25 protein-coding genes are annotated in these 21,952 nt (G+C 62.3%); 9 read left to right on the top strand and 16 right to left on the bottom strand.

The genetic code is table 11. From position 1 onward, the window contains the following. Positions 1–419: 419 nt before the first annotated feature. The 3 genes from HP556_RS18215 (at position 420) to HP556_RS18205 (ending at position 2,974) form a co-directional block, all read left to right on the top strand. Positions 420–1,328 (top strand): aliphatic sulfonate ABC transporter substrate-binding protein, encoded by a 909-nt coding sequence (locus HP556_RS18215; RefSeq protein WP_089265635.1) that lies wholly within the window; start codon positions 420–422, stop codon positions 1,326–1,328. A gap of 33 nt (positions 1,329–1,361) precedes the next feature. Beyond that, complete coding sequence (locus tag HP556_RS18210) at positions 1,362–2,177, top strand: MetQ/NlpA family ABC transporter substrate-binding protein (RefSeq protein WP_175368023.1); 816 nt, start codon at positions 1,362–1,364, stop codon at positions 2,175–2,177. Positions 2,178–2,299: 122 nt separating this feature from the next. After that, complete coding sequence (locus tag HP556_RS18205) at positions 2,300–2,974, top strand: peptidoglycan recognition protein family protein (protein WP_175368022.1); 675 nt, start codon at positions 2,300–2,302, stop codon at positions 2,972–2,974. Between the two features lie 3 nt (positions 2,975–2,977). Here HP556_RS18205 and HP556_RS18200 read toward each other — a convergent pair whose 3' ends face one another. Further along, entirely contained in the window at positions 2,978–3,799 is an 822-nt protein-coding gene (locus HP556_RS18200; RefSeq protein WP_175368021.1) for an aspartate dehydrogenase, read from the bottom strand. A 313-nt stretch (positions 3,800–4,112) separates the two neighbouring features. Between HP556_RS18200 and HP556_RS18195 the strand changes: the two genes are divergently transcribed. Next, positions 4,113–4,949: a siderophore-interacting protein gene (locus HP556_RS18195; protein ID WP_175368020.1), complete on the top strand. Its 837-nt coding sequence runs from the start codon at positions 4,113–4,115 to the stop codon at positions 4,947–4,949. Between the two features lie 30 nt (positions 4,950–4,979). After that, positions 4,980–6,458, top strand: a complete 1,479-nt coding sequence (locus tag HP556_RS18190) for a GH1 family beta-glucosidase (RefSeq protein WP_175368019.1) — start codon at positions 4,980–4,982, stop codon at positions 6,456–6,458. A gap of 1 nt (position 6,459) precedes the next feature. Here the strand turns inward: HP556_RS18190 and HP556_RS18185 are convergent, their stop codons facing one another. The 5 genes from HP556_RS18185 to HP556_RS18165 are packed head-to-tail and all read right to left on the bottom strand — an operon-like array spanning position 6,460 to position 11,012. After that, positions 6,460–7,302 (bottom strand): phosphodiesterase, encoded by an 843-nt coding sequence (locus tag HP556_RS18185; RefSeq protein WP_175368018.1) that lies wholly within the window; start codon positions 7,300–7,302, stop codon positions 6,460–6,462. Continuing rightward, complete coding sequence (locus HP556_RS18180) at positions 7,299–8,360, bottom strand: ABC transporter ATP-binding protein (protein ID WP_175368017.1); 1,062 nt, start codon at positions 8,358–8,360, stop codon at positions 7,299–7,301. Before HP556_RS18180 ends, HP556_RS18185 begins: the two co-directional genes overlap by 4 nt. Continuing rightward, positions 8,357–9,142, bottom strand: coding sequence for an ABC transporter permease (locus HP556_RS18175; RefSeq protein WP_175368016.1), 786 nt, complete (start codon positions 9,140–9,142; stop codon positions 8,357–8,359). Before HP556_RS18175 ends, HP556_RS18180 begins: the two co-directional genes overlap by 4 nt. Before the next feature lie 4 nt (positions 9,143–9,146). Then, on the bottom strand, positions 9,147–9,962 hold the full coding sequence (locus tag HP556_RS18170; RefSeq protein ID WP_089264758.1) for an ABC transporter permease: 816 nt from the start codon (positions 9,960–9,962) through the stop codon (positions 9,147–9,149). Between the two features lie 42 nt (positions 9,963–10,004). Further along, positions 10,005–11,012: an extracellular solute-binding protein gene (locus HP556_RS18165; RefSeq protein WP_175368015.1), complete on the bottom strand. Its 1,008-nt coding sequence runs from the start codon at positions 11,010–11,012 to the stop codon at positions 10,005–10,007. A gap of 210 nt (positions 11,013–11,222) precedes the next feature. On the opposite strand from HP556_RS18165, the gene HP556_RS18160 reads away from it, so the two are divergent. Further along, on the top strand, positions 11,223–11,636 hold the full coding sequence (locus tag HP556_RS18160) for a hypothetical protein (RefSeq protein ID WP_175368014.1): 414 nt from the start codon (positions 11,223–11,225) through the stop codon (positions 11,634–11,636). A gap of 9 nt (positions 11,637–11,645) precedes the next feature. Here HP556_RS18160 and HP556_RS18155 read toward each other — a convergent pair whose 3' ends face one another. Continuing rightward, a complete protein-coding gene (locus HP556_RS18155; protein ID WP_231080251.1) occupies positions 11,646–11,915 on the bottom strand; it encodes a hypothetical protein in 270 nt (89 codons plus the stop codon). 171 nt (positions 11,916–12,086) lie between these two features. Continuing rightward, on the bottom strand, positions 12,087–12,335 hold the full coding sequence (locus HP556_RS18150; RefSeq protein ID WP_089264761.1) for a hypothetical protein: 249 nt from the start codon (positions 12,333–12,335) through the stop codon (positions 12,087–12,089). Positions 12,336–12,555: 220 nt separating this feature from the next. Between HP556_RS18150 and HP556_RS18145 the strand changes: the two genes are divergently transcribed. Together HP556_RS18145 and HP556_RS18140 are read left to right on the top strand one after the other, a co-directional pair. Then, positions 12,556–13,701 (top strand): GGDEF domain-containing protein, encoded by a 1,146-nt coding sequence (locus HP556_RS18145; RefSeq protein ID WP_175368012.1) that lies wholly within the window; start codon positions 12,556–12,558, stop codon positions 13,699–13,701. Between the two features lie 73 nt (positions 13,702–13,774). Further along, the gene (locus tag HP556_RS18140; protein WP_089264763.1) at positions 13,775–14,047 is read left to right on the top strand and encodes a hypothetical protein; all 273 of its coding nucleotides are present in this window, start codon (positions 13,775–13,777) and stop codon (positions 14,045–14,047) included. Positions 14,048–14,055: 8 nt separating this feature from the next. Here HP556_RS18140 and HP556_RS18135 read toward each other — a convergent pair whose 3' ends face one another. The 4 genes from HP556_RS18135 to argE are packed head-to-tail and all read right to left on the bottom strand — an operon-like array spanning position 14,056 to position 17,332. Further along, entirely contained in the window at positions 14,056–14,664 is a 609-nt protein-coding gene (locus HP556_RS18135; protein ID WP_175368042.1) for a glutathione S-transferase, read from the bottom strand. Positions 14,665–14,672: 8 nt separating this feature from the next. After that, positions 14,673–15,098: a GlcG/HbpS family heme-binding protein gene (locus tag HP556_RS18130; protein ID WP_068732032.1), complete on the bottom strand. Its 426-nt coding sequence runs from the start codon at positions 15,096–15,098 to the stop codon at positions 14,673–14,675. A gap of 48 nt (positions 15,099–15,146) precedes the next feature. Next, positions 15,147–16,157 carry an NAD(P)H-quinone oxidoreductase gene (locus HP556_RS18125; RefSeq protein ID WP_246297802.1) on the bottom strand — a complete coding sequence of 337 codons (1,011 nt, stop codon included), beginning with the start codon at positions 16,155–16,157 and terminating at the stop codon, positions 15,147–15,149. After that, positions 16,154–17,332, bottom strand: a complete 1,179-nt coding sequence (gene argE, locus HP556_RS18120) for an acetylornithine deacetylase (RefSeq protein WP_175368011.1) — start codon at positions 17,330–17,332, stop codon at positions 16,154–16,156. The genes HP556_RS18125 and argE overlap by 4 nt, the downstream gene beginning before the upstream one ends. A 39-nt stretch (positions 17,333–17,371) precedes the next feature. On the opposite strand from argE, the gene HP556_RS18115 reads away from it, so the two are divergent. Beyond that, positions 17,372–18,025 carry a DUF1028 domain-containing protein gene (locus HP556_RS18115; RefSeq protein WP_175368010.1) on the top strand — a complete coding sequence of 218 codons (654 nt, stop codon included), beginning with the start codon at positions 17,372–17,374 and terminating at the stop codon, positions 18,023–18,025. An 11-nt stretch (positions 18,026–18,036) separates the two neighbouring features. Here HP556_RS18115 and HP556_RS18110 read toward each other — a convergent pair whose 3' ends face one another. From HP556_RS18110 to HP556_RS18095, 4 genes are all read right to left on the bottom strand, one after another. After that, entirely contained in the window at positions 18,037–19,185 is a 1,149-nt protein-coding gene (locus tag HP556_RS18110) for an ABC transporter ATP-binding protein (RefSeq protein WP_246297801.1), read from the bottom strand. Then, positions 19,169–19,984, bottom strand: a complete 816-nt coding sequence (locus tag HP556_RS18105) for an ABC transporter permease (protein ID WP_089264767.1) — start codon at positions 19,982–19,984, stop codon at positions 19,169–19,171. The genes HP556_RS18110 and HP556_RS18105 overlap by 17 nt, the downstream gene beginning before the upstream one ends. After that, on the bottom strand, positions 19,981–20,835 hold the full coding sequence (locus HP556_RS18100; protein ID WP_175368009.1) for an ABC transporter permease: 855 nt from the start codon (positions 20,833–20,835) through the stop codon (positions 19,981–19,983). Before HP556_RS18100 ends, HP556_RS18105 begins: the two co-directional genes overlap by 4 nt. A 78-nt stretch (positions 20,836–20,913) precedes the next feature. Next, entirely contained in the window at positions 20,914–21,951 is a 1,038-nt protein-coding gene (locus HP556_RS18095) for an ABC transporter substrate-binding protein (RefSeq protein ID WP_175368008.1), read from the bottom strand. Position 21,952: the final 1 nt, after the last annotated feature.

Here is a 21,952-nt window from a genome sequence, read left to right as displayed (position 1 = left end):
TGTTGCTCCATTTGCGCCCGGGGGATGCAAGGGCGTGATGGTCAAACGCTACGCGCGATTGCGAAGATTGTGCTTTCAAAGGTCGCGGGCAGTCTGCAAGTTTTGCAATCCGCAGGTCCGCTCCCGGAGCAGCTTCATCTCCGCCGCAGGGAAATAACCTGCTCTTCCGGAGCCACCCGGAAGGCATGCAGAGAACGTTTCCGCTGCACAACAAGGCCATCGCAGCATGCCTGCATCGCCGCGCCCGGAACTACAGTTGGCCATTTCATTGACGGAAACGCGCTGCTCTCGCACCTTTGCTGCTCACGAAACATCAGCAGCAAAGCAGTGCCAACATGCTTCCGATTCACATCGCCCGCTTCATCGAACGCTTCGTGTTCCGGCGCACCCGGGCGCTGCAACTGGCCGCCGTGGCCTCCATGCTGTCGGTCTCCTTCGCCTGCGCACAGACACCGGACACGGTGCGCATCGGCTATCAGAAGTCGTCGACGCTTATCGCCGTGCTGAAGACCAATGGCGAATTGGAGAAGGCGCTCGCGCCGCTCGGCGTGAAGATCAGCTGGCATGAATTCACCAGCGGCCTGCCGCTGCTCGAAGCCATCAACACCAACAATGTCGACTTCGGCGCCGACGTCGCCGACACCGTGCCGCTATTCGCGCAGGCGGCCGGCGCCAAGCTCGCTTACATCGCCGAGGAAGCCGCCTCGCCTGCCGCGCAGGCCATCGTGGTGCCGGCGGAATCGCCGCTCAAGACGGTCGCCGATCTCAAGGGCAAGAAGGTCGCGGTAACCAAGGGTGCCGGCAGCCACTTCCTGCTGCTCGCCGCGCTGAGCAAAGCCGGCCTCACCTTCAAGGACATCCAGCCGGCCTATCTGCCGCCGGCCGACGGCCGCATCGCTTTCGTCGGCGGCAATGTCGATGCGTGGGTGGCATGGGATCCGTTCCTCACCAGCGCGCAGCGTCAGTCCAATGCGCGCGTGCTTGCGGACGGCAGCAACGGACTTGCCAGCTACAAGCGCTACTATCTCTCGTCGGCCGCCTATGCCGACAAGCGCGGCGACGTCCTGAACGTCATTTTCAAGAAGCTCGATGAGACCGGCAAATGGGCCAAGGCCGAACCGAAGGAAGCCGCCAAGCTCCTCTCAAGCCTGTGGGGCATCGACGCCGCCACCGTCGAGGAAGCCAACAGCCACCGCTCCTACAAGGTCGGCGCCGTCACCAAAGCCGGCCTGTCCGAGCAGCAGATCATCGCCGACGCCTTCTTCAACGAAAAGCTGATCCCCGTGAAGGTCGATGCCAGCGACGTGAAGATCTGGGCGCCGAAGTAATCCCATTCTGACATTCCCTGAAAGACAACGACAATGAAGACCGCCCTCTCCGTCATCGCTGCAGCGATGCTCGCACTCGTCTCCTTTGGCGACCATGCCGACGCGCAGTCCGCCACCAAACCCGAACTCAAGGTCGGTTTCGTGCCCGGCCCCTATATCGACGGCTTCAAGAAGGGCGTCGAGCCCGAGCTGAAAAAGAAGGGCTACACCGTCAAATACTATGAGTTCTCGACGGGCCTGGAAGCCAACACCGCCGTGTTCAAGAACGACATCGACGCCAATGTGATGCAGCACACGGTGTTCCTCGACAGCTATAACCAGCGGCAGAAGACCGACCTGACCGGCATCATCACCGTGCCGACGCCGCCGATGGGTCTCTATTCGACCAAGCACAAGACATCCGATGCCGTGAAGGCCGGCGCCACCGTGGTGGTGCCCAATGATCCCGTGAACCTGCAGCGCGCGCTGTGGATTCTGCGCGACCTCGGCTGGATCGAGATCAAGGACAACAACCCGGTCGATGTCACCGAGCTCGACGTGATCAAGAATCCGAAGGGTATCAAGATCGTGCCGCTGGAAAACGCGCAGGCGCCGCGTGCCCTCGGCGATGCCGACTTCGCCGCCGTGCAGGGCAACTTCGCGATCTATAGCGGGCTGAAGCTGACCGAGGCTTTTGCGCTCGAGAAGATGACCAAGCCCTATACTAACGTCGTGGCCGTCCGCCGCGGCAATGCCGAGGCGCCGTGGGCCAAGGACATCGTTGCGGCCTATCAATCGGACACGTTCAAGACCGCTATCCGGAGCGACAAGTTCTATGCCGGCTTCACCCTGCCCGAATACTTCAACTGAGCACAACCTGCGCGCGCAGGCTGTCCTAGCGCGACGATCATACCGAGCCGCGGATTTGACTCCCAGCGCGGCTCGGTTACGCTTTCCGGAGGCGTTATGAGACGCCTTCGGAAACGAGGGACATGAGAGATCGGGTCGTCGGGCTATGGCTGGTTTTATGCGCGATCGCCACACCGGCGACCGCCCAGACGCTGTCAAGCTTCGAGATCGCCGCCCGCTCCCGCGGCACGCCCGACATTCCCGGCCTCAACATGGTCTGGCTGAGGCCATGGACAGATCTCCGCCACGCCCGAGAATGGCGCAACATCGTCGTGCATCAGTCAGAAGGCGCGGTCGGCTCCGCCTGGCGTAACGCTGTCGCGCAGATGCAGAAACCCGATCGTCGCGGCGTCGCCATCTGGATCGAGACCGACGGCACGGTTTACTGGTCGACGCCCGAATGGGCGGTGCCGAACCATCTCAACCGCGGCAACCGCAACGACAACAAGTATATCGACAACAGCGGGACCTATCAGCAGATCGACAATGACTCATCGATCGGGGTCGAGTTCGTCGGCAACTACCCCAATGTCCGCAAGCCGCCCACCGATGCCCAGATCGCGGCCTGGCGCGTGCTGGTCCGCGTGTTGCAGGCCCGCTACGACATCCCGAATGAGCGCGTGTTCGCCCATAACTGGATCGACTACAAGGATCGCCGCTACTGCGAAGGCTGCGAACTCGCCAGGATCGCCCGGACCCAGGGAATCGAGACTGCGCAGCAGATAGCCCCTGCGCATCAAGTCGAAAGCGGCAAATAGGCCTTACGTTCCGACGCGCAGCGCCGCGCGCTGCTTGCGCAGATAGGCGATCACCGACAGCGCGGTGATGCGGCCGGTCTTCGGGTTCTCTGACGGGATATTTTCGATCTGCATCGAGAACCGTGCGGAATCCGAATCCACCTCGACACGATGGACGTTGCGGGTCAGCGCCGGATCGGCCCAGATTTCCAGCGTTGTGGCGTCAGGGCCCGCGCCTGCGAGCGACAGCGCGACGGCGACGTTGAGATTGGCGGGAAAGCCCTTGGCGGCTTCGCGCGCCGTGCCCTCGAAAATCTTCATCGGTTCGGTGATGTTCTCGATGTCGATCTTGTTCTCGACGATATAGGGCGCACCGGCGAGACCCTTCACCGGCTTGCGCGTTACCATGCGGACCGAGTTGATCTTGCCCTCGGCTGCAGCCGTCACCGCGTCGAGGCCGATCAGCGCCCCGGTTGGCACCACGATCTGACCACCGTTCTGCTTGGCCAGTGCGACGAGATCGTCATTGAACAACAGCGCTCCAGCGCTCAGCACGATCGCGGTCTTCCCCTTGCTGACGAACGGCTTGACGATCTCGGGCAGCAACGCTGCGGGCGCACATTCGATCACGATATCGGCGACATCCACGAGATCCGCGATCGGTAGCACCGGCGGCGCCTTGCCGAGACCGGACAGGAACGCCTGATGCTTCTCCGGATTCTGCACGGCGACCGCCGCCAGAACCAGGCCATCGATGCCGCGGTCCAGGGCTTCAGCCACCTTGCGGCCGATCGGGCCGAGGCCAACAATGGCCACGCGCGTGGGAGACTTTGCTTCAGTGCTCATTACGTCGATCTCGTCCAATGATTCAGGGGCATGCCGCCACATCCGGAAACGGTTCTCCCCCGGAAAGGCCGCAATGTCCATGCGGTGACGTCAGCCAGTTTAGAAGGCTTCCGGCCTCACGCCATCGTGCAGCACGTGCGACAATCCCGGGCTTGCACGTAAAAGGACGTTTCGCTACCTCTGCCGTGATTGCTGTCTCGGCGAGGCCGCACGTAAGCGTTAACGTGAACCAACGCGCCGATCGAACCTGATCCAGGCTCGACCTGCGCGACTCCGCGTCAAACAGGCCGATCTGGATTCCCCGGGAATCCATATGACCGACACATCTTCAGACACCATTTCAAATGATCTTCATCACATCACGCGCGTTCGTCACGAGTTGAAACGCCGTCTGCTGACCGTCAAGCGCGTGACGTCGGTGACGCCGTACATGAAGCGCATCACCCTCACCGGTGACGACCTCGAAGGCTTCGTCAGCGCGTCCTATAACAACCACGTCAAGGTGTTCTTCCCGCGCCCCGGCGAAACCGAACCTTTGATGCCCGTCTTCAGCGAAGGCCGCGTGCTGGTCGATGAGAGCGCGCGGCCAATCGCGCGGGATTACACGCCCCGGCGCTATGACGCAGCCGCCAAAGAGCTCGACATCGATTTCGCCATTCATGATGCTGGGCCTGCCACGACTTGGGCCACCGAAGCGAAGCCAGGCGATAAAATCGGTATCGGCGGCCCGCGCGGCTCGTTCGTGGTGCCGGACGACTTCGACTGGTACCTGCTGATCGGCGACGAAACCGCCCTGCCCGCCATCGGCCGCCGGCTTGAGGAACTACGTCCTGCTACGCGGGCCATCGTGATCGCGGAAGTCGCCGATGCTGCCGAGGAGCAGACCTTCGCAGCGAAGGCCTCCGTCACCATCAACTGGCTGCATCGTGGCCAGCAGAGCGCCGGTTCGACCACCCTGATGGAAGATGCTCTGCGCAGCCTCAAACTTCCCGTTGGCGACGGCTACGCCTTCATCGCCGCGGAATCCGAAGTCGCCAAGCGCCTCCGCAGGATTCTCGTCGACGAGCGCCAGCATCCCAAGGCATGGGTCAAGGCATCAGGCTATTGGAAAGGTGGCGCAGAGAACTATCATGAGCCGCATGACGACTGACCGTCGCGTCCCGGACTAGCAGGAGATCTGGTGTCCCATCGTTTCACGCGCCGCGATTTTACCGGAGCGGCCGGCGCACTCGCTGCCGGCCTCGCCGTCCCGACTGCGCAGGCTGAGGCTCAAACAGTCTCGGCCACACCGGCGGCGCTTGCCAACGACCGGCGTTTTCCGGCGGATTTCGTCTGGGGCACCGCCACGTCGGCCTATCAGATCGAGGGCGCCGTCTCGGCCGAAGGCCGCGGCCCCTCGATATGGGACAGCTATTCGCACACGCCGAACAAGATCCTTGGCGGCGGCAACGGCGACCACGCGGTGGATCATTTCCATCGCTACAAGGAAGACATCCAGCTAATGAAGGCGTTGGGCGCGAAGGCCTATCGCTTCTCCATCTCATGGTCGCGCGTGTTTCCGACCGGCGTGGGCACGCCCAATCCGCAAGGGCTGGATTTCTACAATCGTCTCATCGACGAGTTGCTGGCCAATGGCATCGAGCCATTCGCCACTTTGTATCACTGGGATCTGCCACAGGCGCTGCAGGATCGCGTCGGCGGCTGGGCGTCATCAGATACGCCGAAGGCGTTCGGCGACTATGCCGGCCATGTCGCGCAGCGCATCACCGACCGCGTCACAAACATCTTCACCATCAATGAATGCGGGACCTTCGTGGATTTCGGCTACGGCCGCGGCCCGGTGGAGCTCGCGCCCGGCCTCAAGCTGCCACAGCCGCAGCTCAACCAGGTTCGCCATCACGTCGCACTGGGCCATGGCATGGCTGTACAGGCGATCCGCGCCAATGGACGCGCCGACACCAAGGTCGGCCTCGCCGAGAATGTCGCATCCTGCGTCCCGGCCATCGAGACGCCTGCCAATATCCGCGCCTCCGAAATCGCAACGCGCGAGATGAATGGTGGCTATATGACCGTCATTCTCGAAGGCAGATACACCGATGCGTTTCTCGCCTATGCCGGCAAGAATGCGCCGAGCTTCACCGCCGAAGAACTGAAGATCATTTCTTCCCCCGTCGATTTCGTCGGTCTCAACGTCTACATGCCGCAATATTATGTGGTAGCGAGTGGCGATCAGCACGGCTTCGCGCTGGTGCCGTTCCCGACCTCGTTCCCGCGCATGGATTCGGACTGGCTACGGATCGGGCCGGAAGCGCTGTATTGGGCTCCGCGCAATGTCGCCAAGGTCTGGAACGTCAAGCAGATCTACATCAGCGAGAACGGTACATCGGCCGCCGACCGGCCGGCCGGTGACGGCAAGATCCACGACCTCGACCGCGTCATGTATCTCAGGAACTATCTCACGCATCTGCAGCGCGCGACGTCGGAAGGCATCCCCGTAAAAGGGTACTTTCACTGGAGCCTGATGGATAACTTCGAATGGTCGGATGGTTATGAAAAGCGCTTCGGGCTGTATCACGTCGATTTCGAAACGCAGAAACGAACGCCGAAGCTCAGCGTGGAGTTCTATCGCAGCCTGATCGCGGTCAACGCGCTCGTCTAGCTCAGAGCAACTTCCCGTCCGCTCCGAAGAACGGATGCGGGCCGTCGAAGTCGCCGATCGGCACTTGATGCGTGACCAGATGGCCGCCCTCCTCGCCATCCGGAAACCAGACATGCAGGTGGAAAGCCGGCGGCTCGACACGGAAGGACGGCGGACGCAATTCGGCGATGTCGAGATCGACCGCATGGTTCGGCGCCGGGCAAATGGTCGCAACCGTCCCGGCGAATGTCGTCAGCGTCGCACGATGCACGTGGCCGGCAGCGACGATCCGCACACGCGGATGCTTGCGGACGATGGTTGCGAGCTCATCCGCGTTGAACAGGTCCTGCACGTCCATGTGGGTGATGCCAGTGCGGAACGGCGGATGATGCAGGAACAGCAAAGCCGGCCGCTCGCGCGATGATGCCAGCGTGGCATCCAGCCACTCCAGCGTTGCCGCTTCCAGCGTGCCGTGCGGCTTGCCCGAAACATGCGAGTCCAGCAGGATGATATCGAGCGGGCCAACCGTCCGCGCCTGATCGAGCGGGCCCGACGACTTCGCATAAGCCCAATCAGGGAATGCCGCGCGCATCATGTCGCGGGCGTCGTGATTACCGGGCACGCCGATGAACGGGATCTTGAGCGGAGCGAGCAGCCGCCACAGATGCTCGTATTCGCCGGGCGTCGGCGTATCAACGAGATCGCCGGAGATGACAACGAGATCGGGCCGCGGATCGAGTGCGTTCAGCTCGGCCACACAGCGCTCCAGCGCCTTGGCCGTGTCGACCTTGCCATAGGCCAGCTCGCCTGGCGCCTTGATATGCAGATCGGAGATCTGCGCGATGATGGTGGGCTTCGACATCAATCTTCTTTCGGCAACACGCGAACCGCTTGAGGCGTGACCGACAGGCCGACGCGCTCCCCTGCACGCACATTGATGGTGTTCGGCGCGTCCACCGTCAACGGCTTGTTCGCCGCACCCGTCACCACGAGACGCTGGCGATCACCGATAAAGGCGACGCTTTCGACTGTGCCGCGCAGGAAGGCGTCCGCCTCGGCGACAATTCCGATGGTCTCCGGCCGGATCATCGCCACCGCCGCAGCGTTGTCGGCGGCATCATTGAGCGCCAGCCAGCCACCGGGCAGCGTCAGCCGACCGCTCGCCACCGGCCCCTCGACGATATTGGCCGCACCGACGAATTCGGCGACGAAACGGTTCTGGGGAGCAAAGTAGATCTCGCGCGGCGTGCCGATCTGCGCGATGGCGCCCTTGCGCATGACCACGATGCGATCGCCGAGTTCCATCGCTTCAGCCTGGTCGTGAGTCACATAGATCGCGGTGATCCCGAGCGAGCGTAGCAGGCTGTTGAGTTCACTGCGCAGCCGGTCGCGCAGCGACGCATCGAGTGCCGTCAACGGCTCATCCAGCAGCAGCACGCGTGGACGCACGGCCACCGCGCGCGCCAGCGCGACGCGCTGACGCTGGCCGCCAGACAATTGATCGATACGGCGGTTTTCGAGCCCGCCGATATTGGTGAGCGCCACCATTTCGGCGACACGCGCCGCGCGTGCGGCCTTGTCGACGCCGCGAATCTTCAGCCCGTAGCCGATGTTCTCGGCCACGGTCATGTTGGGAAACAGCGCGTAGGACTGGAACACCATGCCGACATGGCGCTGCTCGATCGGCACCGCAGTCATGTCGGTCTTGTCGAACAGCACGCGGCCGCCCGCATCGGGCGTCTCCAGCCCGGCGATAATCCGCAGCATGGTGGTTTTGCCGCAGCCGGAGGGGCCGAGCAGAACCAGCGTCTCGCCTGACACGATATCCAGCGAGGCCGGCGCCAGCGCCTGCGTGCCATCCGGAAAGGTCTTGCCGCAATTCTCGATATGAACGGCCGCACCGTGACCCGCAATCCCGCTCATTTCTTTTCGCCCTTCTCGGCAACCATCTGCATCGCCACCAGAAGAGGCACAATCATGATGAAAAAAATCAGTGTGTAGGCCGATGCCACTTCGAGCCGCATCGACGCGTAGCTGTCGGCGAGACCGACCGGCAGCGTCTTGGTCAGCGGCGTGTGCAGCATCCAGGTCAGGTTGAATTCGCCGAGCGACAGCGTCACTACCATCAGCGATCCGGCGAGAATGCCGGGCATGGCGTTCGGCACGATGACATTGCAAAACCGCGTCCATGGCGAGGCGCCGAGCGAGGCAGCCCCCTCGTCCAGCGTCTTGATGTCCACCGAAGCGAACACCGCCATCACCGAACGCACCATGAAGGGCATGGTGAAGATGACGTGGCCTGTAAGGATGAACAGCCACGACTGCCGGAAGCCGCCGAAGCCGCCATAGGTGAGCAGCAGCGCCAGCGCGATGGCCAAGCCAGGGATTGCCAGCGGCAGCGTGATGATCTCCTCGATCACGCGCGACAACCTCCCGCCCTTCACGTGTAGTCCATAAGCCGCGGGCACGCCGACAACCAGCGTCACCGCCAGGGTCGCGAAGGCGATCAGGAACGACAGCCCGATTTCACCGGCATAGAGGTTCCAGACCTGCACCACCCATTGCAGCGTGACGCCCGACTGGATGCCGCGAAAGTAATTGACGGTGACGCCGGCGGAAATCGACAACACAACGGGCACGACGAGAAACGCCGCAACGAGCAGTGTAAATCCGAGCTGGCCAGCGAAGATGAGGCGATCGCGCATCGGCTTACCCCGCTGCCGCGACAGCGCCGCCGCTCATTGAGCGGGCCAGCGCGAGGATTGCCCAGGCGATCACGCCGAGTCCGATCGACAGCGCCGCCGAGATCGCAAAATTCGCCGCCAATGTGAACTCGGTATAGATTAGCATCGGTAGCACATCGATGTTGGTCGCAAGCGTGAAGGCCGTGCCGAACGCACCCATCGCCGTCGCGAAGGCGATTGCGCCCGAGGCTACGAAAGCCGGCCCGAGCGCCGGCAGTACCACGTCGCGCTGGACCGCCCACGGGCTCGCACCGAGCGAACGCGCCGCCTCCTCCAGCCCGATATCGAGCTTTTGCACCGCGGCCATCACCGTGAGGATCACGCGCGGAATCGAGAAATAGAGATAGCCGAGAAACAGACCGAAGATCGAATAAGCGAACACGACTTTCTCACCCGTCACCGCGGCGGTGATGGCGCCGATCAGGCCCTGACGTCCTGCAAGGAGAATGATCAGAAAGCCGACCACGACGCCGGGAAATGCCAGTGGAAATGTCAGCATCGCGATCAGCACAGCGCGGCCGGGGAAGCGGTGACGCTGCAGGAACAGGCCGGCGATGGTGGCAATCACCAGCGTGGCGACGGTCGTCGCCGCAGCGAGTACGACCGTATTGATCAGCGTGGCGCGATAGCGCGGCTCGGTGATGATCGCGAGATAGGCGGACACGCCGCGCGATCCACCGGCACCCACGGCGAGCAATTGCGCCATCGGCAAGAGGAAGAAGGCTGCTGTCACCACCACGAGCGGCAACAGGCAGATCCAGATGAAATTACGATGCGACATGAAACTATGGTGCCCCTGCCCCCGCCGGGGCACCATTGTGCATCAACGGACTTCGGCGAGATAGCGGTCGCTGAAGCCTTTCTGCGCCAGCTCCATCTTGCCCCAGTCCACGCTCTTGGCGCGGGCATATTCCGAGTCCGGCAGGAACTTGGCCTTCACGGCTTCCGGCAGCTCGATCTTGCGGGCCGGGCGGAGGTAGGCGTTGGTCCAGATCGCCTGGCCCTTGTCGGACAGGAGATAGTCCATGACCTTCTTGGCCTTGTCCTTGTGCGGCGCGTTCTTCACGAGACCGACCACATAGGGAAACACGACCGAACCTTCGCAGGGAATGACGAATTCGAAACTGCCCTTCTCGGAATACTTGGCGCGATAGGCATTGAAATCATAATCCAACAGGATCGGCATCTCGCCGGAGACGACGCGGGCATAGGACGTCTGCTTCGGCACGATCGCGTCGTTCTTCTTCAGCTCCTTAAAGAAGGCGATGGCTGGATCGAAATTCTGCTCGGTGCCGCCGAGCGCGAGATTGACCGCAACAGCACCGACATAGCCGACGGCGGCCGACGTCGGGTCGAGATAGCCGACCATGCCCTTGTAGTCGGGCTTGGCGAGATCCTTCCAGCACTTCGGCACCGGCTTGCCAGCGAGGGCATCCTTGTTGACGAAGAAGCCGAGCGTACCGGAATGGATCGTGGTCCAGTAGCCTTCGGAGTCCTTCAGGCCGGCATCGACCTGATCCCAGCCAGCGGGCTTGTAGGGTTCGAGTGCATCCTGCGCCTTGGCCTTCATGCCGAAAGTGACGCCAAAATAGCCGATGTCGCCGACCGGATTGGCCTTCTCGGCGAGGATCTGAGCCAGCGCCTGGCCGGAATTCTTGTTGTCATGCGGCATCTCGATGCTGAGGTCGGTCTTCACCGCCTTGATCATCGACGCCCAGTCGGCCCATTCCGGCGGACAGTTGTAGCAGATGACATCCGCAGCACGAGCGGGCTGCGATAGGGCGGCGAGCGCCAGCGCGGACAGAGCAAATACCAAGCGGAACGGTTTCACGGCGATCGTCTCCATCCTGACGCAGGCTTTAAGGCCGGCGCATAGAAGTCTGAGGGGAATGCGTGACGCCCCACTATAGGCCGCGGATGAAACTTTTGCGACAAAGCCAACCCGCAGCGCATTTGTGCACCGCAATGACCGCGAAGCCCATCGACAACACCCCGCGGAGGATGTGAAATCACCTGTCGCCGCTGATATTGGACCGTTGATGTGAAAGAGACGCCCGAACGCGATCGAGGCCTGCTCGGTCTGGTCGAACGACTCATGAGGAGGCCAGGCGATCCCGAACCGATCAGGCCTGAGCCAGACGCGGACACCAGAGACGGTTTCGATCCGGTCGTCGCAGAGGAGAATCCAGCGGCATCGCTGGAGCCGCAACTTGCGGTCGAGAGCACCCGCACGCTTGGCCGCTCGGAAATCGCGGATGTGATCCTGCGCGCGCTAAGGGGTATCGATGGCTGCCCGACAGCCGGCTTCGAGGTGGTCGTCTATGGCACGCGCCCGTGGAACGCCATGTTGCGCATCACGCCGGCCGCCGGCGCGGTGTCTGACGCGCGTGCCTGGCGCCAGCGGGTCCAGGACATGGTTCAGCTGTTGCGGCATCAATACGAGTTGCGCGAATAGACCGGAGGCCTAGCCTTCCATGCGCACCAGCACGACCTCAAACGGCACGCCGGGGCGTTGCTTGACGACACCTCTGCAGGACGCCGTCGTGGTCTTGGATGTCCCGACCAGATCAATCTCGACCTCGTCGATGCCGAAGATCGTTGGCTGGCCGTCCGCATGCCGGCGGGTCGCAATCGTCGCCGTGAAAGCATCGCCGTTCTGGATATAGGAACCGCTATAGGCGATCACCGTATCGCCGCCCGACAATCGACCATCAGCGAGCGTGATAATCCCCATGCCTTCATTCTCGGGAATACGAAACCACGCCGAATAACGACCATCCGGGAGCATGACAAACCTGAACTGTAAGTTGCGGTATAGCCAATTACCACCAACCCATCAGAAAGACGTTAACCAGATCGGTCGCATTGAAACGATCGATCTCGCCTTCCCCAATGTAATGCCGCGCTACTTGCCGCCCCCGATATTGCCGCCCTTGATATGGCCGAGCGAGTTGCTGCCATAGGCAGAATTGCCGTGATTGCCGCTCATCGCCGCATTGCCACGAAAGATCGCGGGACCTCGCATCTGGCCATAGGCCCCGTAATATCCGTGGTGCGCCTTGTAGCCACGATGGACTTTCTTCGCAGACGCCGCCGTCGCCGTGAAACTCGCGATCATCAGTGCAGCTGCCGCCGTCGCCAGAATCTTTTTCATGTTCAACCCTCTGTGACACCCTGCAAGAAAACGCCGACGGCTGCGTCTCGTTCCGGCACAAATCGTCGCAAAAACCGGCCTTACGACGATCTCCGGACATCCCGTCCACAGGCCTGGTAACGCTTTGCTCACCATACAAAATGGGTGGCCCCGACCGCGATCGGTGGTAAGTGGGTGCTGCTTATTGCGCATCAAATAAATTACACCGCGTTCGGACATCATGTTGCTAGATCAATCCTCCATCTTCGCAGCGATCGGACTCTCGAGCGCAGCGCTCGCGCTCACATTGCTCGCCACCTGGCTCGTCGCGCGATCCGAGACCTATCTGCTGACTTGGTCGATCGGTCTCGCGACCACGGTCGTTGCCGTCATCATCTATGCAGGCTTCGAACAATATGATTCGAGGCTACAGCTCGCTGCATTCATATTGCTGCTTGTCGGCTTCGGGGTGATCTATGCGGGCACCACGCAATTCTGCTCGAACCAGGCCCATTGGATCCGCGCCGCCCTCGTCACCACTGCAGGGCTCGTTCCGATGATCATCGGCTTTGCGCTTGGTTACACCGGCACCGGCACGATGGCCGCGAATTTTGGCACGGGCCTTCTCGTTGCGCTCTCGGCTGCGCAATATTGGCACGCGCGCGCCGAAGCACCGCTGCTGATGGTCGCAAATGCGTTGCTTTATCTCGTCACGGCCGCATCGTTCGTGGCTTGCGGTGCCGAACTCTTGCGTACCGGGCAATTCGTGCTGACCGATCGACCGATGAATTGGGCAGAACAGTTCAATTCACTGATGGTGATCGTCGGTCTGACCGGGATCGGTGCACTGTCACTGACAATCAACCAGATCCGGACGTCGAACCGGCATAAATCCGATGCCATGACCGATCCTTTGACCGGCCTGCTCAATCGGCGCGCGCTGTTTGGCGAAAAGGTAACGGAGACAGCATCCAACACTGCAATTCTGGTGATGGATCTCGATCACTTCAAAACGATCAACGATCAGTTCGGCCACGCCGCCGGCGACCGCGTGCTGCGGGCCTTTGCCGAAGTCATCTTCTCGAACATTCGCGCCGAAGATGTTGCCGCGCGTCTGGGCGGCGAGGAATTCTGCATTGTCCTATCCGCGTCGAGCCCAAAAGCAGCGGCCGCTGTCGCCGAGCGCATCCGATCAACGCTGGAGACAAAGACGTTCCCGACTTCCGCCGGTGTTATCCACGCCACGGTCAGCGTGGGAATCGCGATCCGGTCAGCCGAGCCTGAAACGCTGCAGGCATTGCTTAGCCGGGCCGATGCGGCGCTCTACCAAGCCAAGGCGGCGGGCCGAAATCGCGTGCAGATTTCTGATTTTTATCTGGCCGCCTGAGCCGCGCGACGCCCGGTTCCACGAAAAATTAAGCACTGGATGGCAGCGTAAGGTTTTTCGGCAGAATGCCCCGATGCCCGGTCAGAAAACCATTGCCATAGAGACGCTCAATCTGCTGCGCGCCTCAGAACCACGTCCCAACGACAGCCACCTCAAGGCAGCGTCGATCGTCGCTTTTCCGCTCGGCCCCATCGAGGTCGAGCAAATCACGCCGCGGTTCTTCGCCTCCTTCGCCATCGAGAGCCTGCTGCGCTCGATCTGCTATCGCGAAGAACAGTGGTTAATCGAAGCCCGGCACAGCCATGCGATGCGGATGACGCTGAACTGGGTCGAGGCCGAAAGCTGACGACAGAATTACGCCTCGGCCGGAAATGTATCTCGTAGTGACGGCCGCTCCGACACGGTTGCGAACCAGTCGGTCAGGGCCGGCCGCGAGCTGCGCCAGTCGAATGATGCGAAACGAAAATCCAGATAGCCGAGCGCGCAAGCGATGGTGAGACTGCCGATGCTGACCCGGGCGCCGAACGATGCGACAGAGTTTTCCATCTCATCGAGCGCCGCAGCAATCTTGGTCATCTGACCATCGATCCACTCCGCCGATCTGATCTCGTCGCGACGGCAGGTATTCTCATAGCGCGTGAGCAATGCCGCATCGAGCAGGCCATCTCCGAGCGCCTGCTCGGTGAGCACCTGCCAACGCTCGGGCCCGCGCGGAAACAGCGAGCCGTGTCCGAAGTCGTCGAGATATTCGCAAATCACCCGGCTGTCGAACAGCAGCGTACCATCCGCCAGCTTCGCCGCCGGCACCTTGGCGAGCGGGTTGAAATTTGCGATCCGCTCGTCGCGCTTCAACGGATGCGCGGCGCTGGGCAGCTTCACGATACGATCGGCGATCCCCAGCTCAATCGCACAGGCCATGACCTTGCGGACATAGGGCGATGTCGGCGCGTAGAACAGTTCGATCTTGTTGCTCATGGCTTCTGATCCTCCGCGTCGATGGCGGCCAGCGCGGCACGCGCGACTTCGACGTCCTGCGCGCCGGTGCCCGACCCGACGCCGACCGCCCCGATACATTGACCAGCAATCACGATCGGCAATCCGCCTTCGAGATTGGTCAGGCGGCCACCGCCGGCGATAGCCAGCTTGATCTCGTCGGCGGGATTGAGCCGCGATGTCGGCTGCCGATGCGACGCGGCCGTGATGGCCTTGGACATCGATGTTTCCCGCGACAGCAGTTTGGCGCCGTCCATCCGGACAAAAGCTAGCAGATTGCCGCCATCGTCGACGATCGTAACGTTCTGTGCCACGCCAAGCTCCTCCGCCTTGGCGACGGCACCCGCCAGCGCTTTGAGCGCGCCTTCATGAGTCAGCTTGAGAGAGGGTTTAGTCGTCGCCATGGGACTGCTCCTGTATCGATATGCGGCTTTTGCGCTCGACATCGCTGCTCATGCGGCGGCGCCAGCCGGCAGCAGCAGGACCTTGCCGATATTTTCATTGGCTTCCAGAATGCGGTGAGCTCGCGCTGCATCTCCGAGAGGCAACTGGCGCCAGATCAGCGGCCTCACCTCGCCGGATGCCACCAGCGGCAGCACCTCGGCACGGAGCGCGGCAGCGATTGCGGTCTTCTCCTCATCGGACTTCGGCCGCAGCGTCGACGACGTCAGATACAATCCCTTCCGCATCACCAAACCGAGATCGATCGGCACCACGCCGCCTTCCATGAAGGACAGGCTGACGTGCCGTCCGCCGGATGCCAGCGCATCGAGATTGCGCGCCACATAGGAGCCACCGACGATGTCGAGCACGACATCGACGCCGCGCCCCGCGGTGGCGTTGCGCGCTGCGACAACGAAGTCGTCGGTACGATAGTTGATGGCGATGGCGCCGAGCGCTTCCACCGCCTTCTTCTTGGCATCGCTGCCCACGGTCGCGATGGCCGTCGCGCCGCGCGCGATGGCCAAGCGGATCGCGATGGTGCCGATACCACTGGCACCGCCATGCACCAGCACGGTCTCGCCCTTCGCCAACCGGCCGCGTTCGAACAGATTGTGCCAGACGGTGAAGAGCGCTTCGGGCAATGCCGCCGCCTGCTCCATCGTCAGCCCCTCGGGCACCGCAAGACAATGCGACGCCTTGGCGATGCAATAGCGCGCGTAACCGCCGCCCTTCACCAAGGCCATCACCGCCTGCCCCAGCAACGCAGCGTCGCCTCCGACCACGCGGCCAGCGACTTCGAGCCCGAGCACGTCAGTGACACCCGGCGGCAGCGGCACGGCACCGCTCCGCTGCATCAGATCAGGGCGATTGACGCCGGCTGCTGCGACCTCGATCAACACTTCGCCAGGACCGGGCACCGGCACTGGTCGTTCGACTTGGGTCAGAACGTCAGGACCGCCTGCTTGCGTCGCGATGATCGCCTGCATGGTCGACATGATCGTCGACACTTCGTTCTTCATGATACGCGTATCCACTCTTCACTCGGCCGACGCAGCAAATCCGCCAGCCTGTCCATCATCACGTTTGCGGCTGCGAGTTCGTCGAAGCCGATCCACTCGTCGGCTTTGTGCCCCCGCGCCATATCGCCGGGTCCGCAGACCAGCGTCGGAATCCCCGCCTCTGCGTAGAGGCCGGCCTCGGTACCGAAGGCGACTGTGGTTGCGGGTTGCGTATCGCCTGCCATTTCTGCGACCAGACGCGTCATGGAGGCATCGGCAGCAGTATCGAGCCCGGGATAGGCCGACAGTTCCTCGGAGACGATGTCAGCCTCCGGCGCACTGGCGCGCAGCCGATCACGCTCGCGCGCGACCACCTCATCGACCCGCGCAAGAATCTCGCCCGCGTCACGGCCTGGCATGGTGCGGATCTCGTATTCCAGCACGGCCCGTTCCGGCACCAGATTGACCATGCTGCCGCCATGCAGCGAGCCAACGTGAATGGTCGTGTATGGCGGATCGAATGCCGCATCGCCGCCGCGCGCGACTTCCTCATCAGCGAAGCCACGCAGCGCATGCGCGATCGCAACGCCCGCATCGACCGCATTGGCCGCACGATGCGGCATCGCCGAATGACCGGTGCGACCGGTGACCGTCAGGCGACGCGCGACCTTGCCCTTGTGCGCGCGAACGACGCGCATCGTGGTGGGCTCACCCACGATGGCGAGCACCGGTGGCACGACGGACTGCATGAGCGCACACACGAGATCGGGGGCGCCGCGACATCCGACTTCCTCGTCATAGGAAAATGCCAGATGCAGGGGCGCAGCAGTTGTGGCCTCCTTGAAGCGCGGCACGGCCGCGAGAACGACAGCAAGAAAGCCCTTCATGTCGGTCGCACCGCGGCCATAGACGCGCTCATCGCGGATCACGCCGGCGAATGGCGGCACGGTCCAGGCCTGCCCCTCCACCGGCACCACGTCCGTATGCGCTGACAGGACCACGCCAGGACGATCCACGGGACCGATAGTCGCGAGCAGCGAGGCCTTGCAGCCATCAGGCGACGGCACGCGGCGCGAAGACACGCCCGACGATGCAAGTATCCGCTCGATATATGCGACGATATCGAGGTTCGAATTCGAACTTATACTTTCAATACTGATCAGCTCGCAAAGTATTTGAGCTATTCTCTCGATCATCTATACTCCAAATACTTTTACGATTGCGGGAGCATCACGATGACCTATTCCATCTCGGCACGTTGTCCGGAGACCGGCGCGTTCGGCATTGCCATTACGTCGTCCAGCATTGCCGTGCCGGCGCGCTGCGCCTGGGTAGGGCCGCTCGGTCTCGTGGTGTCGCAGAATGTCACTGATCCGTCGCTCGGCCCGACCGGCCTCGCACTGCTGCGTCAGGGCCTTGGCGCCGGAGCCGTCCTCAACAATCTCACGCTCGGCACGCCGCAGCCCGCATGGCGGCAGGTCGGTGTGATTGATCGCTACGGTCAGGTGGCGTGGCATTCCGGCGCGCAGGCGCTGCCGATCGTCGGCATTGCGCAGGGCAATGGTTGTCTCGCGATGGGCAATCTGCTGGTCGATGAAAAAGTCCCGAGCGTGATGATCGCAAAGTTCGAAGCTACGGCCGGACAGCCGCTGGCGGAGCGATTGCTGTCGGCGCTGGAAGCCGGCCTCGATGCCGGCGGCGAGACCGACGACGAACATGCAGCTGGCCTGCATGTGGCGGATCGCTTCGACTGGCCGGTGGTCGACCTGCGTGTCGACTGGCACGACGCTCCGATCGATGAACTCCGCGCGCTGTGGGAGCGCTACCGGCCGCAGCAGAAGGACTATGTCGCGCGCGCGATGAATCCGGGCGCCGCGCCGTCGTTCTAGACGCGGCCGCCTCACGCCGCCTCGCGTGGCGGAAACGCCACGATATCGTCGGAGCCGATGGTCAATCCGATCTCGGCTCCGACCGGACAGGACGACAGCGCCGCAATGCCCGGCGAACGCAGCAGGATGCGCTCGCGCGCACTGCCGGGCGCGTCGATATAGAGATCGACATGGCCGCCCTGAAACACCTGTGTCGTCACGGTGCCGGGCAGCGACCCCGATACGCCGCGCGACGTGACAGCGAGATGCTCCGGCCGCACGAAGACGTCCAATGCATCACCGGCCGAGAGCGCAGCAATCGGCGCTGCGGGAACTTCGGCGCTGATGTCGCCGACCGAGACCACCGCGACATCGCCGCGCTTCTCGACAAGACGCCCGTTGAGGATATTGGCGTCGCCGACGAAGGACGCGACGAAGCGATCCGCCGGACGGCGATAGATATCGTCGGGGGCCGCGATCTGCCGAATGCGCCCGGCCGACATCACGGCGATACGATCCGACATCGACAGCGCCTCACCCTGATCATGCGTCACGAAGATCGTGGTGACGCCGAGCTCGCGCTGGATCTGCTTGAGCTCGACCTGCATCGAGCCGCGCAGATTCTTGTCGAGCGCCGAGAACGGCTCGTCGAGCAGCAGCACCTTCGGCTTGATCACCAGGGCCCGCGCAAGCGCGACGCGCTGCTGCTGACCGCCTGACAGCTGTTTGGGCTTGCGGTCGGCGAAGCCCGACAGCTTGACCAGCGCCAGCGCCTCATCGACGCGGCGCGCGATCTCCCTCTTCTCGACGCCGCGGGTCTTCAATCCGTAAGCCACGTTCTTGGCGACGCTCATATGCGGGAACAGCGCATAGTTCTGGAACACGATGCCGATCTCACGCATATGCGCCGGCGTCTCCGTGACCAGATCGCCGTCGATGAAGATCTCGCCATTATCGGCTTCGAGGAAGCCGGCAACCAGATTGAGCAGCGTCGTCTTTCCGCAGCCGGATGGGCCCAGCAGAGTCATGAACTCGCTCGGCCGGATCTTCAGCCAGGCCTCATGCAGCGCCATGGAATCGCCGAAGCGCTTGGTGACGCCGTCGAGCTGCACCGCCGGACGAATCTTGTCGCTCGCCGCGGCTGGCGTGTGTGCCGTCATTGGATCAGTGCGCATCAACATTCAGGATTTTCCCGAGGCCCAGGAAGGAATTGGCGATCGTGAGCAAGGTTGCGGTCACGACGATGTAGATGACCGACAGCGCGGCCAATGTGGGATCCGCGAATTCGCGGACGTAATTATACATGGCGACCGGCAGCGTCTGCGTGGCCTGGCTGCTGACGAACAACGTCGCCGTGAATTCGTTGAAGGACAGGATCGCCGCGAACAGCCAGCCGCTGAGCAAGCCCGGAATCAGCAGCGGGATCGTCACGGTAAACAGGATCCGCAGCGGCGTGGCACCGAGACTGGACGCGGCCAGCTCCAGGCGCGTGTCGAGATTTTCCAGCGAAATGTAAGTGCTGCGCATCACGAAGGGCAACACCATCACCACATGGGCGAAGATGACGAGCGGAAAGCCGCGTCCAATCCCCGTCTGCGAGGCGAGGATGAGAATGCCAAGACCGACGGTGTAATGCGGGATGATCAGCGGAGACAGCAGAATGCCTTCGAGGAAATCCCTGAGCGCGAATTTATAGCGATGAATGGCAAAGGCAAACGCCGATCCCACGACGACCGCGATGCTGGATGCCCAGACCGTCACGGTCAGGCCATTCCAGAACCCCTTCGCGAAATCGGCATAGGAAAACGCACGATAGAACCAGCGCAGCGACCATGACTGCGGCGGAAATTGCAGGATCGCACGATCGTTGAATGCCGAGATCGCTACGACAACGCCGGGCAACAGCACGAATAGAAGAATGGCGGCGACGAGGACGCGGCCCGACCAGCGCAGCGCGAGGGTTGCAGGTGAGCGCTTCATGTGGTGCCCGCCATACGTTCGAGCGGGCTCGCGGCTTTCTTCAGCAGCGCGATCACAGCCAACGACAATGCGAGGCCGATGATGGAGAGGCTGGCGGCAAAGGGAAAGTTGAACGACGAGAAGCCAAGCTGATAGATCAGCGTCGACACGGTGGCGACGCGGCCGCCGCCGATCAGCTGCGGCGTCGCAAACGCGCTGAAGGTCCAGGCAAAGGCGGTCGAGAAGCCGGCAACGATGCCGGGCATCGACAGCGGCAGCGTGATGGTCATGAAGATGCGGATTGGGCCCGCGCCAAGACTTTCGGCGGCTTTCTCGTAATTGCGGTCGATATGCGACAGCGCCGCGGCCAGCATGATGACCATGATCGGCATGGTCACATGCACCAGTGCCGCGATCACGCCGCCCGAAGTAAACATCATGCGCAACGGGCGATCCACGAGGCCAAGCTTGAGCAGCAGCGTGTTCAGGAAGCCGTTATTGCCAAGCACGATCATCCAGGAATAGGTCCGCACCACCTCGCCGAGAAACAGCGGCGTCACCGACACGATCAGGATGAAGGAGCGCAGCGCGGAACTGTTGGTTCGTGTCAGCGCATAGGCCAGCGGATAGGCCAGAAGCAGCGTGAACACCGCCGTTTCAAAACAGATCAGCACCGTATTCCAGAATGCCAGCGCGTAGAGCGGCCGCAGCATGGCTTCGAAATTGGCCGAGGTGAACCCGCCGACTTCGAGCGTACCGGGAATATAGGCCCGCACGCTGTACTGAAAGACAGCCAGCATCGCCGCGATCAGGCCCACAGCAACGAGGCCGGCCGGCGAGACAAACCATCCGAGAAATGGACGCGTGTTCATGGACAAACTCGAAGTGGGCGAACGTGACGTCATCGATCGCGACCCGGCGGTATCAACCGAATCGCGACCGGGACTCGTTTATGGAGCCATGATGTTTTCGGTGAACCACTTGCGCCATGTGCCGGTCTTCTCGGCACGCAGCTTGGCGTCGATCACCAGCGTCTGCTTCGCCCACTGATCCGCGGTCGTAAACACGCCCGGCAGTGCTGCGATCTCGGGCTTGACCTTGGCGTTGTCCACCACCGGGCTGCCCTTCTTCAGTTCGGCGATCTTCGCCTGCACTTCCGGATCAAGCGCGGTGTTGATGAACTTGTAGGCCAGCTCCGCCTTGGTCGAGCCCTTGGTGATGCCCATGGTATCGACGCCGAGCACGGCGCCTTCCTTCGGAATCGCCAGCTTGATCGGCACGCCCTGGGCCTGCATGTAATAGGCGTTCATCGACAGCACGACCTGAACCGGGGTCTCACCCGTCGCGAACAGCTGCTGGCTGTTGGCGTCATTGGTGTAGAACGCCTTGTAGTTCGGCTTCAGCGCCTTCATCTTGGCTTCGCCGACTTCCCAATTCGATGCGTCGCCGCCAGACAGCTTGGCTGCGACCACCATCACATGACTCGGATCGAAATCGGGCGATGAGATCATGCCCTTGAGCGCGGGATTCCACAGGCCTTCCCAGCTTTCGAAGCTCACGCCCTTCGGCAACTGATCGGGCAGATAGCCGATCGTGTAGACATAGGCCCAGGCGCCGATGTGATACGGGCTGATCTTGGCCTGCTCGACCAGATGGCTGGCATTCGGGATCTTCGCCATGTCGAGCTTCTCGAACAGATTGTCGTTGGCATAGAGCCAGCCGACATGGGCCGTCGTGAAGGTGACGTCGCTCTCGGGCTTGGCAGCAGCGAGCTTGGCCTGATTGAGACGGTCGATCGTGCCGCCGGTGATGTATTCGACCTTCACGCCGGTCTCGGCAGTGAACTTCTTGGCGATCGCTTCATCGATCAGATCGCGGAAACTTCCACCCCAGGTGCTGACTACCAGCTTCTCCTGGGCGGATGCCTGCCCACCAATCGCGAGCGTCGACAGCAACATCAATGCAGTAAACTTCAAGGCGCGCTTCATC

This window comes from Tardiphaga robiniae (genome assembly GCF_013359755.1).
Taxonomy (GTDB): Bacteria; Pseudomonadota; Alphaproteobacteria; order Rhizobiales; family Xanthobacteraceae; genus Tardiphaga; species Tardiphaga robiniae.
Note: the sequence above shows the minus strand (reverse complement) of the source record. Positions and strands in the feature narration are given on the sequence as shown.

Bases quoted from the DNA above. Each gene is read 5' to 3' on its own strand.
- HP556_RS18170 (WP_089264758.1), bottom strand. From the start codon at position 9,962: ATGTCGCATCGTAATTTCATCTGGATCTGCCTGTTGCCGCTCGTGGTG.
- argE (WP_175368011.1), bottom strand. From the start codon at position 17,332: ATGATCGAGAGAATAGCTCAAATACTTTGCGAGCTGATCAGTATTGAA.
- HP556_RS18100 (WP_175368009.1), bottom strand. From the start codon at position 20,835: ATGAACACGCGTCCATTTCTCGGATGGTTTGTCTCGCCGGCCGGCCTC.
- HP556_RS18175 (WP_175368016.1), bottom strand. From the start codon at position 9,142: ATGCGCGATCGCCTCATCTTCGCTGGCCAGCTCGGATTTACACTGCTC.
- HP556_RS18180 (WP_175368017.1), bottom strand. From the start codon at position 8,360: ATGAGCGGGATTGCGGGTCACGGTGCGGCCGTTCATATCGAGAATTGC.
- HP556_RS18140 (WP_089264763.1), top strand. From the start codon at position 13,775: ATGCCCGGTCAGAAAACCATTGCCATAGAGACGCTCAATCTGCTGCGC.
- HP556_RS18105 (WP_089264767.1), bottom strand. From the start codon at position 19,984: ATGAAGCGCTCACCTGCAACCCTCGCGCTGCGCTGGTCGGGCCGCGTC.
- HP556_RS18155 (WP_231080251.1), bottom strand. From the start codon at position 11,915: ATGGGGATTATCACGCTCGCTGATGGTCGATTGTCGGGCGGCGATACG.
- HP556_RS18110 (WP_246297801.1), bottom strand. From the start codon at position 19,185: ATGTTGATGCGCACTGATCCAATGACGGCACACACGCCAGCCGCGGCG.
- HP556_RS18195 (WP_175368020.1), top strand. From the start codon at position 4,113: ATGACCGACACATCTTCAGACACCATTTCAAATGATCTTCATCACATC.
- HP556_RS18115 (WP_175368010.1), top strand. From the start codon at position 17,372: ATGACCTATTCCATCTCGGCACGTTGTCCGGAGACCGGCGCGTTCGGC.
- HP556_RS18210 (WP_175368023.1), top strand. From the start codon at position 1,362: ATGAAGACCGCCCTCTCCGTCATCGCTGCAGCGATGCTCGCACTCGTC.
- HP556_RS18095 (WP_175368008.1), bottom strand. From the start codon at position 21,951: ATGAAGCGCGCCTTGAAGTTTACTGCATTGATGTTGCTGTCGACGCTC.
- HP556_RS18145 (WP_175368012.1), top strand. From the start codon at position 12,556: ATGTTGCTAGATCAATCCTCCATCTTCGCAGCGATCGGACTCTCGAGC.
- HP556_RS18205 (WP_175368022.1), top strand. From the start codon at position 2,300: ATGAGAGATCGGGTCGTCGGGCTATGGCTGGTTTTATGCGCGATCGCC.
- HP556_RS18150 (WP_089264761.1), bottom strand. From the start codon at position 12,335: ATGAAAAAGATTCTGGCGACGGCGGCAGCTGCACTGATGATCGCGAGT.
- HP556_RS18215 (WP_089265635.1), top strand. From the start codon at position 420: ATGCTGTCGGTCTCCTTCGCCTGCGCACAGACACCGGACACGGTGCGC.
- HP556_RS18125 (WP_246297802.1), bottom strand. From the start codon at position 16,157: ATGAAGAACGAAGTGTCGACGATCATGTCGACCATGCAGGCGATCATC.
- HP556_RS18200 (WP_175368021.1), bottom strand. From the start codon at position 3,799: ATGAGCACTGAAGCAAAGTCTCCCACGCGCGTGGCCATTGTTGGCCTC.
- HP556_RS18130 (WP_068732032.1), bottom strand. From the start codon at position 15,098: ATGGCGACGACTAAACCCTCTCTCAAGCTGACTCATGAAGGCGCGCTC.